This window comes from Mesorhizobium sp. B2-5-7 (assembly GCF_006440875.1).
GTDB lineage: Bacteria > Pseudomonadota > Alphaproteobacteria > Rhizobiales > Rhizobiaceae > Mesorhizobium > Mesorhizobium australicum.
Genome location: NZ_VFUO01000001.1, coordinates 922629 through 937746, shown reverse-complemented (window position 1 = coordinate 937746; position 15118 = coordinate 922629). Strand labels below are relative to the sequence as shown.

Here is a 15118-nt window from a genome sequence, read left to right as displayed (position 1 = left end):
CTGGGAGGACAATATGCCAATCAACATCACCATGCCGGCGCTCTCGCCCACTATGGAAGAGGGCAATCTTTCCAAGTGGCTGGTCAAGGAAGGCGACAAGGTTTCGCCGGGCGACGTGATCGCCGAGATCGAGACCGACAAGGCGACGATGGAGGTCGAGGCCGTCGATGAGGGCACGGTTGCCAAGCTGGTCGTCCCGGCCGGCACCGAGGGCGTCAAGGTCAACGCGCTGATCGCGGTGCTTGCGGCGGAAGGCGAAGATGCCGGCGCCGCGGCGAAAAGCGGCGGCGCCACACCGGCGAAAGCCGAAGCTCCGAAAGCGGATGCGCCCAAAGCCGAAGCGCCGAATGCTGAATCGCCAAAGGCCGAGGCCGAGGCCCCAAAGGCGCAGGCGGCTCCGGCCGCCAATGGCAACGCGGCTGGCGACCGCACCTTTGCATCGCCGCTTGCCCGCCGTATCGCCAAGGACGCCGGCGTCGACGTCTCTGCGGTCACCGGCACCGGCCCGCACGGCCGCGTGGTCAAGGCTGACGTAGATGCCGCGATTGCAGGTGGTGGCGCCAAGGCGGCACCGGCTGCCAAGGCTCCGGCCGGCGCGCCTGCCTCCGCCCCGGCGGTAAAGGCGATGTCGGACGAGCAGGTGCTGAAACTGTTCGAGCAAGGCTCCTACGAACTCGTCCCGCACGACAATATGCGCAAGACCATCGCGCGGCGCCTGGTCGAAGCAAAAACCACCATCCCGCATTTCTATCTGACGCTCGACTGCGAACTCGACGCGCTGCTGGCTTTACGCACTCAGCTCAATGCCGCGGCACCGGTGAAAAAGACCGACAAGGGTGAGGCGCCCGTCTACAAGCTGTCGGTCAACGACATGGTCATCAAGGCGATGGCGATGGCCTTGAAGGCGGTGCCGGATGCCAATGCCTCATGGACCGAGAGCGCCATGGTCAAGCACAGGCATGCCGATGTCGGCGTCGCCGTTTCGATCCCCGGTGGCCTGATCACGCCGATCATCCGGCATGCCGATGAAAAGACGCTGTCGGTCATCTCTAACGAGATGAAGGACCTGGCCAGCCGCGCCCGCAGCCGCAAGCTGAAGCCGGAAGAATATCAAGGCGGCACGACCGCCGTCTCCAATCTCGGCATGTTCGGCATCAAGGACTTTGCCGCCGTCATCAACCCGCCGCATGCGACGATCCTGGCGGTCGGCGCGGGCGAGGAGCGGGCGGTGGTCAAGAATGGTGAGATCAGAATAGCGACCGTGATGTCGGTGACGCTGTCGACCGACCATCGTGCGGTTGACGGCGCGCTGGGGGCCGAACTGCTGGTCGCCTTCAAGAAGCTGATCGAGAATCCGATGGGCATGCTGGTCTAGGAAAGGGAAAGGCTGTGCGGATATTCTTCACCAGCCTTTTCGCCTTTTTGATTTCCGGCTTGGCCGGCGGCCTTATCGCGCAATGGTTGGCTGTCGCCACCGGCGCCGAGGAAGAATACATCATCGTCTTCATGTTCTCGGTGCTGGTGACTTTTGTCGTCACCTTCATCTTCTTCGTTGCGCAATTGACGAACGATCCGGTCGCGGCCGTCGCCAGCGCAGGCAAGTGGACGCTGATTGCCTTTGTGGCGCTTCTCGTCCTGCTGGTCGCGCTGATCCTTTACAGCGACAGCAGCGCCGCGGTGGTCAGGAAAGACATACCGATGGTTGCCGGTCTCGGTCTGCCGGGCCTGGTGACGATCGTCATCCATTGGTTGTTCGTACGCTGGCGCGTGAAGCGCGGCGTGGCCGACACAAAGGCAGGTTGAACGGATGAAGACGGTGCTTTGTTACGGCGACTCGCTGACCTGGGGCTACAATGCCGAAGGCGGCCGTCATGCGCTTGGGGATCGCTGGCCAAGCGTGCTGCAAGCAGGCCTCGGCGAAGGCGTTCAAGTCGTCGCGGAGGGGCTCAATGGCCGCACCACCGCCTTCGACGATCATCTGGCCGGAGCCGATCGCAACGGCGCGCGGCTGCTGCCGACAGTGTTGACGACGCATGCGCCGATCGACCTGATCGTCATCATGCTCGGCGCCAATGACATGAAGCCATGGATCCATGGCAACCCGGTTGCCGCCAAGCAAGGCATCCAGCGGCTGATCGATATCGTGCGTGGCCACGACTATCCGTTCGACTGGCCGGCACCGCAGATACTGATCGTTTCGCCGCCTCTTGTCAGCCGCACCGAAAATGCCGACTTCAGGGAGATGTTCGCCGGCGGCGATGAGGCCTCGAAGCAGCTTGCGCCGCAATACGCCGCACTCGCCGACGAGGTCGGCTGCGGCTTCTTCGACGCTGGCACGGTGGCGCAAACAACACCTCTCGATGGCGTCCACCTCGATGCCGAGAATACGCGAAACATTGGCGAGGCGCTGACGCCGGTCGTGCGCGTCATGCTGGAATTGTGATTGAAGGAGAAAACCCGTGGCTGAGAACTACGACGTCATCATCATCGGCTCCGGTCCCGGCGGCTATGTCACCGCGGTGCGCTCCGCCCAGCTCGGCTTCAAGACGGCGATCGTCGAGCGCGAGCATCTAGGCGGCATCTGTCTGAATTGGGGCTGTATTCCGACCAAGGCGCTGCTGCGGTCGGCCGAGATCATGCATTATTCCGATCATCTGAAGGATTACGGCCTGAAGCTCGATGGCGGCAAGATCAGTGCCGATACCGCTGCCGTCGTCGATCGGTCGCGAAAAGTGTCGCTCAGGCTCAATGGCGGCGTCGCCTTCCTGATGAAGAAGAACAAGGTCGACGTCATCTGGGGTGAGGCCAAGCTGACAAAACCAGGCGAGATCGTCGTCTCAAAGACGGCCAAGAAGCCGATGGAGCCGCAGCCTCCAGTGCCGAAAGGCGTCAAGGGCGAGGGCACCTACACCGCCAAGCACATCATCCTGGCGACCGGCGCCCGGCCGCGCGCTCTGCCCGGCATAGAGCCGGACGGCAAGCTGATCTGGACTTATTTCGAAGCCATGGTGCCGAAGGAGATGCCGAAGTCGCTGCTGGTGATGGGCTCAGGCGCTATCGGCATCGAATTCGCCTCCTTCTATCGCACAATGGGCGCCGAGGTCACGGTGGTCGAGCTGCTGCCGGCGGTGATGCCGGTCGAGGACGCCGAGGTCTCGAAATTCGCGCAAAAGCAGTTCGAGAAGCAAGGCATGAAGATCATCCTCGAGGCCAAGGTAACCAAGGTCGAGAAGGGGACGAACTCGATTACCGCGCATGTCGAGATGAAAGACGGCAAGGTCGAGAAGATCACAGCCGATCGCATGATCTCGGCCGTTGGCGTCCAGGGCAATATCGAGAACCTCGGCCTTGAAGCACTCGGTGTTAAGACCGAGCGCGGTTGCGTGGTCATCGACGGGTATGGCAAGACCAATGTGCTTGGTATCTACGCCATCGGCGATGTCGCCGGTCCGCCCATGCTTGCTCACAAGGCCGAGCACGAGGGCGTCGTGTGCGTCGAAAAGATCGCGAACTTCCCCGGTGTTCACGCCACGGACAAGCTCAAGATCCCTGGTTGCACCTACTGCAATCCGCAGGTCGCCTCGGTTGGACTGACGGAAGCAAAAGCCAAGGCCGAGGGCAAGGATATCCGCGTCGGCCGCTTCCAGTTCGGGGCCAACGGCAAGGCCATCGCGCTTGGCGAAGACCAAGGCTTCATCAAGACCATCTTCGACAAGAAGACCGGTCAGTTGCTCGGCGCACACATGGTCGGCGCCGAAGTCACGGAACTGATCCAGGGTTTTGTCGTGGCGATGAACCTCGAAACCACCGAGGAAGAGCTGATGCACACCATCTTCCCGCATCCGACGCTATCCGAGATGATGAAGGAAAGCGTGCTAGACGCCTATGGCCGCGCCTTGAACGCATGATAGATTCCCCGCGGGAGACTCAGCTGTCAAAGCCGTGGGATCTCGACGGCGAGGCAGTTCGTTTTCCAATGCATTTTTACTGGCGCAAGGAGAAGGCATATGCACTTGAACGGCGTGGGCTGGATCGCAGCAATCATCATCGGCGGCCTGGCAGGCTGGTTGGCCGAAATGGTCATGAAGAGCAACACCGGCATATTCATGAACATTATCATGGGCATCGTTGGCGCGGTGGTGCTGAATGCAGTCCTGCAGGCCCTCAACATCGGCGTATTCGGCGTCGGCTGGACCGCTTATCTGATCACCGGATTCATCGGTGCCTGCCTGCTGATCTGGGTAGGTCGCCTGGTGCGCCGTTAGTCGATATCGTTTTCGGCTATGCGAAAACGGTTGTAGCGGCATGCGCCGCTGCAGCCTTTTTCTTTGTCCCGAAAAGTCCTAGATGACGTTAAGGTGACGATCGCCGACGGGCGGTCGCAAGAAAGGCCAGGGTTCAGATGGTCACTGTCCTCGACACGATCGCCAACGCGCCGCGGCTGCGGCATCCCGAGAAGGCCCACAAGCCCGACCAGGAGGTATTGCGCAAGCCGGACTGGATCCGCGTCAAGGCGCCGGTGTCGAAGGGATATGCCGAGACACGTGAGATCGTGAAATCGCACAAGCTGGTGACCGTATGCGAAGAGGCCGGTTGCCCGAACATCGGTGAGTGCTGGGAAAAGAAGCACGCCACCTTCATGATCATGGGCGAGATATGCACGCGCGCCTGCGCCTTCTGCAATGTCGCCACTGGCATCCCGACCGCACTCGACTCCGACGAGCCCGCGCGTGTCGCGCATGCCGTCAAGCAAATGGGCCTCAGCCACGTCGTCATCACCTCCGTTGACCGCGACGATCTCGACGATGGCGGTGCGCAGCACTTCGCCGATGTCATCCGTGCGATCCGGGCGGCAACGCCTCTGACGACCATCGAAATCCTGACGCCCGATTTCCTGCGCAAGGAAGGCGCACTGGAGATCGTCGTGGCGGCCCGGCCCGACGTCTTCAACCACAACCTCGAAACCGTGCCGTCGAATTATCTTAAGGTCCGGCCGGGCGCCCGCTATTTCCACTCGATCCGGCTGCTGCAGCGGGTCAAGGAACTCGATCCGTCGATTTTCACCAAGTCCGGCATCATGGTCGGCCTTGGCGAGGAGCGGAACGAAATCCTGCAATTAATGGACGATCTGCGTTCGGCCAATGTCGACTTCATGACCATCGGCCAATACCTGCAGCCGTCGAAGAAGCACCACCCGGTGATCCGCTTCGTCACGCCGGAGGAATTCAAGTCCTTCGAGACGATCGGCAAGACAAAGGGTTTCCTGCTGGTGGCATCGAGCCCGCTGACACGCTCTTCGCACCATGCCGGCGACGATTTCGCCCGGCTGCGCGCCGCGCGCGAAGCGCAGCTCCAGAAATTGGTCTAACGCCGGTTTCATGCCGAAATTCGAAGCCACCCGCCGCGTCGCCCACACGCCTGAGCAGATGTTCGCGCTGGTCGCCGACATCGAAACTTACCCGCAATTCCTGCCGCTTTGCGAAGCGTTGGCGGTCCGCTCGCGCAAGGAGCGTGACGGCCGCACCATCCTCGTGGCCGACATGAGCATCGGCTATAAGGCGATCCGGGAGACTTTCACGACGCAGGTGCTGCTCAAGCCCGACGAACATGCCATCGACGTGAAGTATATTGACGGCCCGTTCAAATATCTGAGAAATGTCTGGCGGTTCGAGCCGGATGGTGCCGGTTGTGCCGTGCGCTTCTTCATCGACTATGAATTCAAGAGCCGCATCCTGGGTGCGCTGATGGGCACGATGTTCGATCGTGCCTTCCGCATGTTCGCCGAAGCTTTTGAAAAGCGCGCCGACATCATCTACGGCAAGAAACCGGCGGCCTGACTCTCGCCAAGCGCCTGCAAGCCGATCTCAAGTGCATGATGGACCGTTTCCCGGCGGATGAAGTCACGGCCATTGTCGGCAAACAGCTTGCGTTCAGCCGTCACGGGTCGGCCGTTCACCGCAACGCCAAACCAGACCAGCCCGACCGGCTTTTCCCTGGAACCGCCACCCGGACCGGCAATGCCGGTGACGGCCAGCGCCAGCCCGGCACGCGAACGGGCGAGCGCTCCGGCGGCCATCTCGATGGCTGTCTCGCCCGAGACCGCACCATGCACCTCGAGCGTGGCGGCGCGAACGCCGAGCATGTCCATCTTGGCTTCGTTGGAATAGGTGATGAAGCCGCGATCGACCACGGCGGAAGAACCGGCAATGTCGGTCAGCGCGGCGATGATCATCCCGCCGGTACAGCTTTCCGCGGTCGCCAGCATGATGCCGCGCTGCCGGCACGCCTCAAACAGGGCGATTGCCAGTTCGCTGTTGGTCATTCCGGAACCTCGCCTGGAAACACCACGCTGGCGGTGGCGATCGCCGCGATACCTTCCTCGCGACCGACAAAGCCGAGTTTCTCGTTGGTTGTCGCCTTGACCGAGATGCGGTCGGCGGAAATCCCCAGCATTAGGGAAAGGACTGATGTCATCACCTCGCGGTGCGGGCCGACGCGCGGCGCCTCGCAGATCAGCGTGATATCGGCATTGGCGATGCGTCCGCCGCGCTCGCGCACCAGTCTTGCGGCATGTTCGACGAATATCCGCGATGCAGCGCCTTTCCACTGCGGATCGGATGGAGGAAAGTGCGTGCCGATGTCGCCGGCCCCGCAGGTCGCCAGCAGCGCGTCGGTCAGGGCGTGCAGGCCGACATCCGCGTCGGAATGACCCGAAAGTTTCCTGTCATGCGGGATGGCGACGCCACAAAGCGTAACATGGTCGCCGGGCTCGAAGGCGTGGACATCGTAGCCATTGCCGGTGCGGATATCGGGAAAGTGTGTCCGCTCGCTGGAAAGTCGCTGGTGCGCCATGGCGATGTCCCGTGCCCATGTGAGTTTGACATTGTCGGGCGATCCCGGAACGAGCTTTACCGGCATTTGCATCCATTCGGCGATCGACGCGTCGTCGGTAAAGTCGGATTTGCCGCTGTTATAGGCTTGCTCATGCATCGTCATGATCGCGAGGAAGGGAAAGCCTTGCGGTGTTTGCGCCGCGTGCAGCCCGCTCCGTGGCACCGTTTCGCCGACCATGCCGGTCGCCGATTCGCGTTTCAGCGTATCGGCGACCGGCAGGGCGGGAAGAGCGCCTTCACGTTCGCCGATGGCCGCGATGGTGCGGTCGATCAGATCCATGTCGACAAAGGGGCGCGCGGCGTCGTGGATGAGGACCTTGTCCGGCGCGTAGCTTCTCAGCGCCTGCAGCCCGAGCCGAACCGAATCCTGCCTGGTCGCGCCTCCGGCAATTGCCGTTACCCGATCCGCATCGGTTCCGACCGCTTGCTGAAAAAGCTCGCGGTCCTCTGCATGGATCGCCACGACAATCCGGCCGATGAGTGGGTGCGCCAGAAAAATGTCTATCACACGAGCGATAACGGCGCGTCCGCCAATTCGTTGATATTGCTTCGGACCATCGGTTTGTCCGGCGCGCGCGCCGCGGCCGGCCGCGACGATAACCACCGCGACTTTGCCACCCGGATCCGGAGCCTGATTTTCGGTTGCGCCAGTCATGCAGTCCGGTCCTAGTCGCGGCCAAGGCCGAAGGCCAGCATTTTCCCAATTGCGCCTTAATGTGGCGTCATTCCGCGTTGCACATTTCTCTCGATCTGGCTAGAGAATGTGCAACGAATGGACGTGCTTGGTTTTTGTGCATGGTTAACTTGACCGGATTGGCCCAGTCTCTCGACGTCGGCGGCGTCAGAATACGCAACCGCGTCTTCCTCGCGCCAATGTCGGGGATCACGGACGAGGCGTTCAGGCAGCGCGCCCATGGGCATGGCGCAGGCCTGGTGGTGTCCGAAATGGTGGCCAGCGGCGAACTCGCCAAGGGCAGGGCGGGTTGTGGCCTGCGGATACGCCATTCCGGACTGCCCGTCCACATGGTGCAGCTTGCCGGGCGCGAGGCCATGCATATGGTCGAAGGCGCGCGGATCGCCGCCGGCGAGGGCGCCGACATCATCGACATCAATATGGGCTGCCCGGCCAAGAAGGTCACCGGTGGCTATGCCGGTTCGGCATTGATGCTGGACCTCGACCACGCGCTCTCGCTGATCGAGGCCGTGGTAGGCGCGGTCAAGGTGCCGGTGACGGTCAAGATGCGGCTGGGTTGGGACGAAGGCGCACTCAACGCTCCTGTCCTGGCGCGCCGGGCCGAGCAGGCGGGCGTCAGAATGGTCACGGTTCATGGCCGCACACGCTGCCAGTTCTACCAGGGCAAGGCGGACTGGCGCGCCATCGCTCGCGTCAAGGAGGCTGTTTCCATTCCGGTCGTCGCCAATGGCGATGTCTGCTCCCCAAGCGAGGCAGCCGCCGTTCTCGAACAGTCCGGCGCCGACGCATTGATGGTCGGTCGCGCCCATTATGGCGCGCCGTGGGTCGCCGGCAGCATCGCTGCGGCTGCCGCCGGGACATTTTCGCCCGGCATTCCCGAGACCCCGCAAGCGCTTACCGACTATGTCGCCGCCCACTACGAGGATATGCTGGCGCTTTACGGCATCGAGAGCGGCCTGCGTCAAGCGCGCAAGCATCTGGGCTGGTATCTCGACCGAAGTGCCGGGGGTGTCGCTGGCGAGAGTAGGAAAGCGATATTGACCGCGTCCGAACCGGCCCGCGTCATTGCCTTGCTGCGTGACGTGTTTTCGCGCGATCCGCAAACCTTGAACCTGCGGAGCGCCGCATGAACGCAACCCCTGGCCAAGGCGTTGAAATGGCGGATGCTGCCCAGATCGTACTAAACACGATCCGCCGCCCGGTGATCATGATCAGCGAGGAAGGCTTCATCACCTTCGCCAATGCCGATGCCGAGGACTTCTTTCGCTCCAGCGCGACCATGCTGGCGCGCAACACCCTGTCCAAGCTCATACCCTTCGGCAGTCCGCTGCTGACACTGGTCGACCAGGTGCGCGAGCGCCGCGCGCCCGTCAACGAATATCGGGTCGACGTTTCGTCGCCGCGCCTCGGCATCGAAAAGGTCGTCGATCTCTATGTCGCGCCGGTACCGGAGTTTCCGGGCTCCGTCGTGGTCATGTTCCAGGAGCGGTCGATGGCCGACAAGATCGACCGGCAGATGACGCATCGCGGCGCCGCGCGCTCGGTGACCGGTCTGGCGGCGATGCTGGCGCATGAGATCAAGAACCCGCTCTCCGGTATCAGGGGGGCGGCTCAGCTGCTCGAGCTGTCCGCTTCCGATGAGGATCGCGCGCTGACGCGGCTGATCACCGATGAGACGGACCGTATCGTGTCGCTGGTCGACCGCATGGAGGTGTTTTCCGACGAGCGGCCGATCGACCGCTATCCCGTCAACATCCATGTGGTGCTCGATCACGTGAAAGCGATCGCAAAGAACGGTTTCGCTAGGAAAATCAAGATACTGGAGGACTATGATCCATCATTGCCTCCGGTGTTTGCCAATCGTGATCAGCTGATCCAGGTGTTCCTCAATCTGATCAAGAACGCCGCCGAGGCAATCGGTAGCGACCCCCAGGGCGAGATCGTGCTGTCCACCGCCTTCCGGCCCGGTATTCGCGTTTCGGTTCCGGGGACGCAGGACCGCGTGTCGCTGCCGCTGGAGTTCTGCGTGCGCGACAATGGTTCCGGCGTGTCGGAGGATATCCTGCCGATCCTGTTCGATCCCTTCATCACCACCAAGCCGAACGGCTCGGGGCTCGGGCTGGCGCTGGTCGCCAAGATCGTCGGTGAACATGGCGGCATCATCGAATGCGATTCGACGCCGCGCGCGACAACATTCCGGGTTCTGATGCCGGCCTGGAAGGAAACGGCGCTTGGCGCTGATCAAGACGGTGAAGGAGACCGCAAATGACCGTTCGCGGCAATATTCTGGTCGCCGACGACGATGCTGCGATCCGCACCGTTCTCAATCAGGCCCTGTCGCGTGTCGGTCACGAGGTGCGCGTCACCTCCAACGCCTCGACCCTGTGGCGCTGGGTGGCGGCTGGCGAGGGGGATCTCGTCATCACCGATGTCGTGATGCCTGACGAGAACGCTTTCGATATGCTGCCGCGCATCAAGAAGGCGCGGCCGGAACTGCCTGTCATCGTCATGAGCGCCCAGAATACCTTCATGACGGCGATCCGCGCTTCCGAAACGGGCGCCTATGAATATCTGCCGAAGCCTTTCGATCTGACCGAACTCCTCAACATCGTCAACCGCGCTTTGTCCGAGCCCCGGCGGCCGAAGATCGATGCCAGGCAAGAAGAGCCGCCCGAAACGATGCCGCTGGTCGGCCGTTCGGCGGCCATGCAGGACATCTACCGCATGCTGGCGCGCATGATGCAGACCGACCTGACGGTGATGATTTCGGGCGAATCGGGCACCGGCAAGGAACTGGTGGCACGAGCGCTGCATGAATATGGGCGCCGTCGTGGCGGCCCGTTCGTTGCCATCAACATGGCGGCTATCCCGCGCGACCTTATTGAATCGGAACTGTTCGGTCACGAGAAGGGCGCCTTCACCGGCGCGCAGAGCCGCTCGACTGGCCGTTTCGAGCAGGCGGAGGGCGGCACGCTGTTCCTTGACGAGATCGGCGACATGCCGATGGAGGCGCAGACGCGCTTGCTGCGCGTCCTGCAGCAGGGCGAGTACACGACTGTCGGCGGCCGCACGCCGATCAAGACCGATGTGCGCATTGTCGCCGCCACCAACAAGGACCTGCGTACGCTGATCAACCAGGGCCTCTTCCGCGAGGATCTTTTCTACCGTCTCAATGTCGTGCCGCTCAGGTTGCCGGCCCTGCGCGAACGCTCCGAGGATGTGCCCGATCTGGTGCGCCATTTCTTCAAGCTCGGCGAAATGGAGGGGCTGCAGACCAAGCGCATCTCTTCCGGCGGCATCGAACTGATGAAGCGCTATCCCTGGCCAGGCAATGTGCGCGAGCTGGAAAACCTGGTCCGCAGGCTCGCCGCGCTTTATTCGCAGGACGAGATTTCCGCCGAGATCATCGAGACGGAGCTCAAGACGGGCGAACGCCCCGTGGTACCGGGTGGCGGCAACCTCATTCCCGACGATCTTTCCATCGGGCAGGCGGTGGAGCACTTCCTGCAGCGCTATTTCGCCTCCTTTGCGGGCGAATTGCCGCCTGCCGGTCTGTACGAGCGTATCTTGTCCGAAGTCGAATATCCGTTGGTGCTGGCTTCGATGACGGCAACCCGCGGCAACCAGATCAAGGCCGCTGAGCTCCTGGGACTCAACCGCAACACCCTGCGCAAGAAGATTCGCGAATTGGGCGTCAACGTTTACAAGTCCTCCCGCCAGACCTGAGCCCGCGCTGCATACAGGATCTTTTCAGGGGACCGACCGGGGAAAGAGTCCTGTAGTTGTCACACTTGTTGCATAATCGCCACAATGCGTTGCATAGATCGGACGCAATCACTGGCTCTAGACGGCGACATGGCTCCGCAGACACCTGTACTCAACAAACCGCTCTTCAGCGAACCTGGCGCGCGCGACGGGCGCCGGCTGCTGGCACTCCCCGGCGTGGTGGCGGTCGTCGGTGCCTTGGTCATGGCGGCTATTTCGTTCGCCATCCTGGTCGGTGCGACACCGATTGCGCCTGACGCCAAAACGACCTGGGCGCTGATCGCTCTCAACGCCGCCTTCGTGCTCTTCCTCATCGCGCTGGTTGGACGCGAGGTGCATCGCATCGTCATGGCGCGCCGGCATGGCAAAGCGGCTTCTCGGCTGCATGTGCGCATCGTTGCCATGTTCGCTCTCGTTGCCGCCATTCCCGCCATCATGGTGGCGATCATCGCCTCGATCACGCTCGATATCGGCCTTGATCGCTGGTTCGAAATTCGCACCAAGACAATCGTCAATTCGTCCCTGTCGATCGCCGACGCCTATGTGCAGGAGAACGCGCGCAACCTGCAGGGTACGACGTTGTCGATGGCCTACGATCTCGATGCGTCGCGAACGCTCTACGGCCTCGATCGCACCGGCTTTCTCGATCTCATGAACAAGGAAGCCGTGGGGCGCTCGCTGGCGCATGCCGCCCTGATCAAGCCCGATGGCTCCTTCGTCATGAGCGCCAAGACCGATGCCGATTTCGCCATGCCGGAACCGCCGGAAGGAGCGGTGGCCACCGCCACCGACGGCAAGCCGGTGCTGATCGAGCCGCGCACGCGCAACATCATGGGCGCCATCGTCAAGCTGCGCGAGCTCGATGGCCTCTATCTCTACACCATCCGTCTGGTCGACCCCGAGGTGATCAAGGCGCGGCAGATCGTCAGGTCCAACACCGACGAGTATCGCAATCTCGAGGACAACAGGCGTACCTCGCAAGTGGCGTTTGCGCTGCCCTATCTGTCGCTGACCCTGATCATCATCCTATCGGCAATCTGGACCGGCATAGCTGTTGCCGACCGGCTCGTGCGGCCGATCCGTCAGCTGATCGGCGCTGCCGACGAAGTCGCGACCGGCAATCTCGACGTCGCGGTGCCGGTGCGGCCATCCGATGGCGATGTCGCCTCGCTCGGCGACACGTTCAACAAGATGCTGCTGGAGCTCAAATCACAACGCAACGAGATCCTGTCGGCGAAGGACCTGATCGATGAGAGGCGGCGTTTTTCCGAAGCCGTGCTTGCCGGCGTCACCGCCGGCGTCATCGGCGTCGACCCTTACGGCATCATCACCATCGTCAATCGTTCTGCCGAATCGATGCTGGCCGTTTCCGCCAGCGCGGCACTTGGGCAGAATCTTTCCGCGATCCTGCCGCATGTCGGCCGCGTCTTCGAGATCGGTCGTAAATCCGGCAAGCCGGTCTACCGCGAACAGGTGACCTTCTATCGCGCCGGCGCCGAGCGGACCTTCAATGTGCAGGTCACCATCGAGGCAGGCGACGACGGCTCGGAGGAAAAATCCTATGTCGTGACCGTCGACGACATCACCGATCTGGTTCAGGCCCAGCGCTCATCCGCTTGGGCCGACGTGGCGCGGCGCATCGCCCACGAGATCAAGAATCCGCTGACGCCGATCCAGCTTTCCGCCGAACGCATCAAGCGCCGCTACGGCAAGGTCATCACCGAAGACCGCGAGGTTTTCGACCAGTGCACCGACACCATTATCCGGCAGGTGGAGGATATCGGCCGCATGGTCGACGAGTTCTCGGCTTTCGCGCGCATGCCAAAGCCCGAGATGAAGGCCATCGACCTGCGCGAATCGCTGCGCGAGGCTTCCTTCCTGGTCGAAGTCAGCCGCGCCGACATCACCTTCCAGCGGATATTCGGCAACGAGCCGCTCAAGGGCACGTTCGACAGCCGGCTGATGGCCCAGGCTTTCGGCAATGTGATCAAGAATGCCGCCGAGGCGATCGACGGACTGGAACATAAGGACGGTTCGCACGGCATAATCCGGATTCAAGCCGGCCGTCAGAATGGCGCGATTCGCATCGATGTCATCGACAATGGCAAAGGCCTGCCGCGCGAGAATCGCCAACGGTTGCTGGAGCCCTATATGACCACGCGTGAAAAGGGCACCGGGCTTGGTCTCGCTATCGTCAAGAAGATCGTGGAGGACCATGGCGGCAGGCTGGAACTCCATGACGCGCCTGCGGATTTCCACGGCGGGCGCGGCGCGATGATCAGCATCATCCTGCCGCCTGCAACCAGCGCGCTGCCGCGCGGCGAAACCAAGGCGGACCACGAAAGAGAAACTGAAAAGGTCGATAATGGCGTCTGATATTCTCATCGTCGATGACGAGGAAGACATCCGCGAACTCGTCGCGGGCATCCTGAGTGACGAGGGTCACGAAACCCGTACGGCATTCGATGCCGACAGCGCACTGGCGGCTATCGCCGACCGAGCACCGAGGCTGATCTTCCTTGATATCTGGCTGCAGGGTTCGCGTCTGGACGGCTTGGCGCTGCTCGACGAGATCAAGACCATGCACCCGAACCTGCCGGTAGTGATGATTTCAGGCCACGGCAACATCGAAACGGCGGTTTCCGCCATCCGTCGCGGCGCCTATGATTTCATCGAAAAGCCGTTCAAGGCCGACAGGCTGATCCTCATTGCCGAACGCGCACTCGAGACCTCGAAACTGCGCCGCGAAGTTTCCGACCTCAAGCTGCGCAGCGGCGAGACTTTCGATTTGATCGGCATGTCCTCGGCGATGAGCCAGTTGCGCCAGACCATCGAGCGTGTCGCGCCGACCAACAGCCGGGTGATGATCGTTGGCCCTTCCGGATCGGGCAAGGAACTGGCCGCCCGCGCCATTCATACGCTGTCGGCGCGCAAGGGCGGGCCGTTCGTGACGCTGAGTGCCGCCAATATCACGCCTGAACGCATGGAGATCGAACTGTTCGGCACCGAATCGAACGGGGTCGAACGTAAGGTGGGGGCGCTGGAGGAGGCCCATCGCGGCATTCTCTACATCGACGAAGTGGCCGACATGCCGCGCGAGACGCAGAACAAGATTTTGCGCGTGCTGGTCGAACAGCAATTCGAGCGGGTGGGCGGTACTAAGCGGGTCAAGGTCGACGTCCGCATCATTTCCTCGACCTCGCAGAACCTTGAGGCGATGATCGCCGACGGGCGTTTCCGCGAGGATCTCTATCACCGGCTCGCCGTGGTTCCGGTCATGGTGCCGGGACTGGCCGAGCGGCGCGAGGACATTCCCTATCTCGTCGACAACTTCATGAAGCAGATCGCCCGCCAAGCTGGCATCAAGCCACGCCGTATCGGCGACGACGCGCTGGCCGTGCTGCAGGCGCACAACTGGCCGGGCAACGTGCGCCAGTTGCGCAACAACGTCGAGCGACTGATGATCCTGGCGCGCGGCGAGGACGTGGACGCGCCGATCACCGCGGATCTGCTGCCGTCCGAAATCGGGGATGTCATGCCGCGCACGCCGAACCAGTCGGACCAGCATATAATGGCGCTGCCGCTGCGCGAGGCACGCGAACAGTTCGAAAAGGACTATCTGATCGCCCAGATCAACCGGTTCGGCGGCAACATTTCGAAGACAGCCGAGTTCATCGGCATGGAGCGTTCCGCCTTGCACCGCAAGCTGAAGTCGCTGGGCGTCTGACCCAATCCTCGGTGGCCCACGCGATTGTCCGTTACCTGC

Annotated in this window: 14 protein-coding genes; 12 read left to right on the top strand and 2 right to left on the bottom strand. The window is 62.3% G+C overall.

All coding sequences use genetic code 11. The features are described 5' to 3' along the window. Positions 1–13: 13 nt before the first annotated feature. From FJ543_RS04575 to FJ543_RS04545, 7 genes are all read left to right on the top strand, one after another. On the top strand, positions 14–1375 hold the full coding sequence (locus FJ543_RS04575) for a pyruvate dehydrogenase complex dihydrolipoamide acetyltransferase (RefSeq protein WP_140873969.1): 1362 nt from the start codon (positions 14–16) through the stop codon (positions 1373–1375). A gap of 14 nt (positions 1376–1389) precedes the next feature. Continuing rightward, entirely contained in the window at positions 1390–1803 is a 414-nt protein-coding gene (locus FJ543_RS04570; protein ID WP_140873967.1) for a hypothetical protein, read from the top strand. Between the two features lie 4 nt (positions 1804–1807). Then, positions 1808–2443 (top strand): SGNH/GDSL hydrolase family protein, encoded by a 636-nt coding sequence (locus FJ543_RS04565; protein WP_140873965.1) that lies wholly within the window; start codon positions 1808–1810, stop codon positions 2441–2443. 16 nt (positions 2444–2459) lie between these two features. Beyond that, positions 2460–3908, top strand: coding sequence for a dihydrolipoyl dehydrogenase (gene lpdA / locus FJ543_RS04560; RefSeq protein ID WP_140873963.1), 1449 nt, complete (start codon positions 2460–2462; stop codon positions 3906–3908). A 99-nt stretch (positions 3909–4007) separates the two neighbouring features. Continuing rightward, positions 4008–4265, top strand: a complete 258-nt coding sequence (locus tag FJ543_RS04555) for a GlsB/YeaQ/YmgE family stress response membrane protein (protein ID WP_140619600.1) — start codon at positions 4008–4010, stop codon at positions 4263–4265. 137 nt (positions 4266–4402) lie between these two features. Beyond that, positions 4403–5368: a lipoyl synthase gene (gene lipA, locus FJ543_RS04550; protein ID WP_140664404.1), complete on the top strand. Its 966-nt coding sequence runs from the start codon at positions 4403–4405 to the stop codon at positions 5366–5368. A gap of 10 nt (positions 5369–5378) precedes the next feature. After that, positions 5379–5837, top strand: coding sequence for a type II toxin-antitoxin system RatA family toxin (locus FJ543_RS04545; protein ID WP_140873961.1), 459 nt, complete (start codon positions 5379–5381; stop codon positions 5835–5837). On the opposite strand, the gene FJ543_RS04540 is transcribed toward FJ543_RS04545, so the two are convergent. Next, the gene (locus FJ543_RS04540; protein WP_140873958.1) at positions 5813–6322 is read right to left on the bottom strand and encodes a CinA family protein; all 510 of its coding nucleotides are present in this window, start codon (positions 6320–6322) and stop codon (positions 5813–5815) included. The genes FJ543_RS04545 and FJ543_RS04540 overlap by 25 nt on opposite strands. Next, a complete protein-coding gene (locus tag FJ543_RS04535; protein WP_140824397.1) occupies positions 6319–7548 on the bottom strand; it encodes a bifunctional 2-C-methyl-D-erythritol 4-phosphate cytidylyltransferase/2-C-methyl-D-erythritol 2,4-cyclodiphosphate synthase in 1230 nt (409 codons plus the stop codon). Before FJ543_RS04535 ends, FJ543_RS04540 begins: the two co-directional genes overlap by 4 nt. A gap of 140 nt (positions 7549–7688) precedes the next feature. Between FJ543_RS04535 and dusB the strand changes: the two genes are divergently transcribed. The 5 genes from dusB (at position 7689) to FJ543_RS04510 (ending at position 15079) form a co-directional block, all read left to right on the top strand. Continuing rightward, positions 7689–8717 (top strand): tRNA dihydrouridine synthase DusB, encoded by a 1029-nt coding sequence (dusB, locus tag FJ543_RS04530; protein ID WP_140873957.1) that lies wholly within the window; start codon positions 7689–7691, stop codon positions 8715–8717. Continuing rightward, entirely contained in the window at positions 8714–9856 is a 1143-nt protein-coding gene (locus FJ543_RS04525; RefSeq protein WP_140873955.1) for a nitrogen regulation protein NR(II), read from the top strand. The genes dusB and FJ543_RS04525 overlap by 4 nt, the downstream gene beginning before the upstream one ends. Next, positions 9853–11313 (top strand): nitrogen regulation protein NR(I), encoded by a 1461-nt coding sequence (ntrC, locus tag FJ543_RS04520; protein WP_023783973.1) that lies wholly within the window; start codon positions 9853–9855, stop codon positions 11311–11313. Before FJ543_RS04525 ends, ntrC begins: the two co-directional genes overlap by 4 nt. Positions 11314–11442: 129 nt before the next feature. Beyond that, entirely contained in the window at positions 11443–13728 is a 2286-nt protein-coding gene (locus tag FJ543_RS04515; RefSeq protein ID WP_181173905.1) for a PAS domain-containing sensor histidine kinase, read from the top strand. Further along, a complete protein-coding gene (locus tag FJ543_RS04510) occupies positions 13718–15079 on the top strand; it encodes a sigma-54 dependent transcriptional regulator (protein ID WP_140792888.1) in 1362 nt (453 codons plus the stop codon). The genes FJ543_RS04515 and FJ543_RS04510 overlap by 11 nt, the downstream gene beginning before the upstream one ends. The last annotated feature ends 39 nt before the right edge of the window (positions 15080–15118 follow it).

Bases quoted from the DNA above. Each gene is read 5' to 3' on its own strand.
- FJ543_RS04575 (WP_140873969.1), top strand. From the start codon at position 14: ATGCCAATCAACATCACCATGCCGGCGCTCTCGCCCACTATGGAAGAG.
- FJ543_RS04565 (WP_140873965.1), top strand. From the start codon at position 1,808: ATGAAGACGGTGCTTTGTTACGGCGACTCGCTGACCTGGGGCTACAAT.
- FJ543_RS04555 (WP_140619600.1), top strand. From the start codon at position 4,008: ATGCACTTGAACGGCGTGGGCTGGATCGCAGCAATCATCATCGGCGGC.
- lipA (WP_140664404.1), top strand. From the start codon at position 4,403: ATGGTCACTGTCCTCGACACGATCGCCAACGCGCCGCGGCTGCGGCAT.
- FJ543_RS04545 (WP_140873961.1), top strand. From the start codon at position 5,379: ATGCCGAAATTCGAAGCCACCCGCCGCGTCGCCCACACGCCTGAGCAG.
- FJ543_RS04540 (WP_140873958.1), bottom strand. From the start codon at position 6,322: ATGACCAACAGCGAACTGGCAATCGCCCTGTTTGAGGCGTGCCGGCAG.
- FJ543_RS04535 (WP_140824397.1), bottom strand. From the start codon at position 7,548: ATGACTGGCGCAACCGAAAATCAGGCTCCGGATCCGGGTGGCAAAGTC.
- dusB (WP_140873957.1), top strand. From the start codon at position 7,689: ATGGTTAACTTGACCGGATTGGCCCAGTCTCTCGACGTCGGCGGCGTC.
- FJ543_RS04525 (WP_140873955.1), top strand. From the start codon at position 8,714: ATGAACGCAACCCCTGGCCAAGGCGTTGAAATGGCGGATGCTGCCCAG.
- ntrC (WP_023783973.1), top strand. From the start codon at position 9,853: ATGACCGTTCGCGGCAATATTCTGGTCGCCGACGACGATGCTGCGATC.
- FJ543_RS04515 (WP_181173905.1), top strand. From the start codon at position 11,443: ATGGCTCCGCAGACACCTGTACTCAACAAACCGCTCTTCAGCGAACCT.
- FJ543_RS04510 (WP_140792888.1), top strand. From the start codon at position 13,718: ATGGCGTCTGATATTCTCATCGTCGATGACGAGGAAGACATCCGCGAA.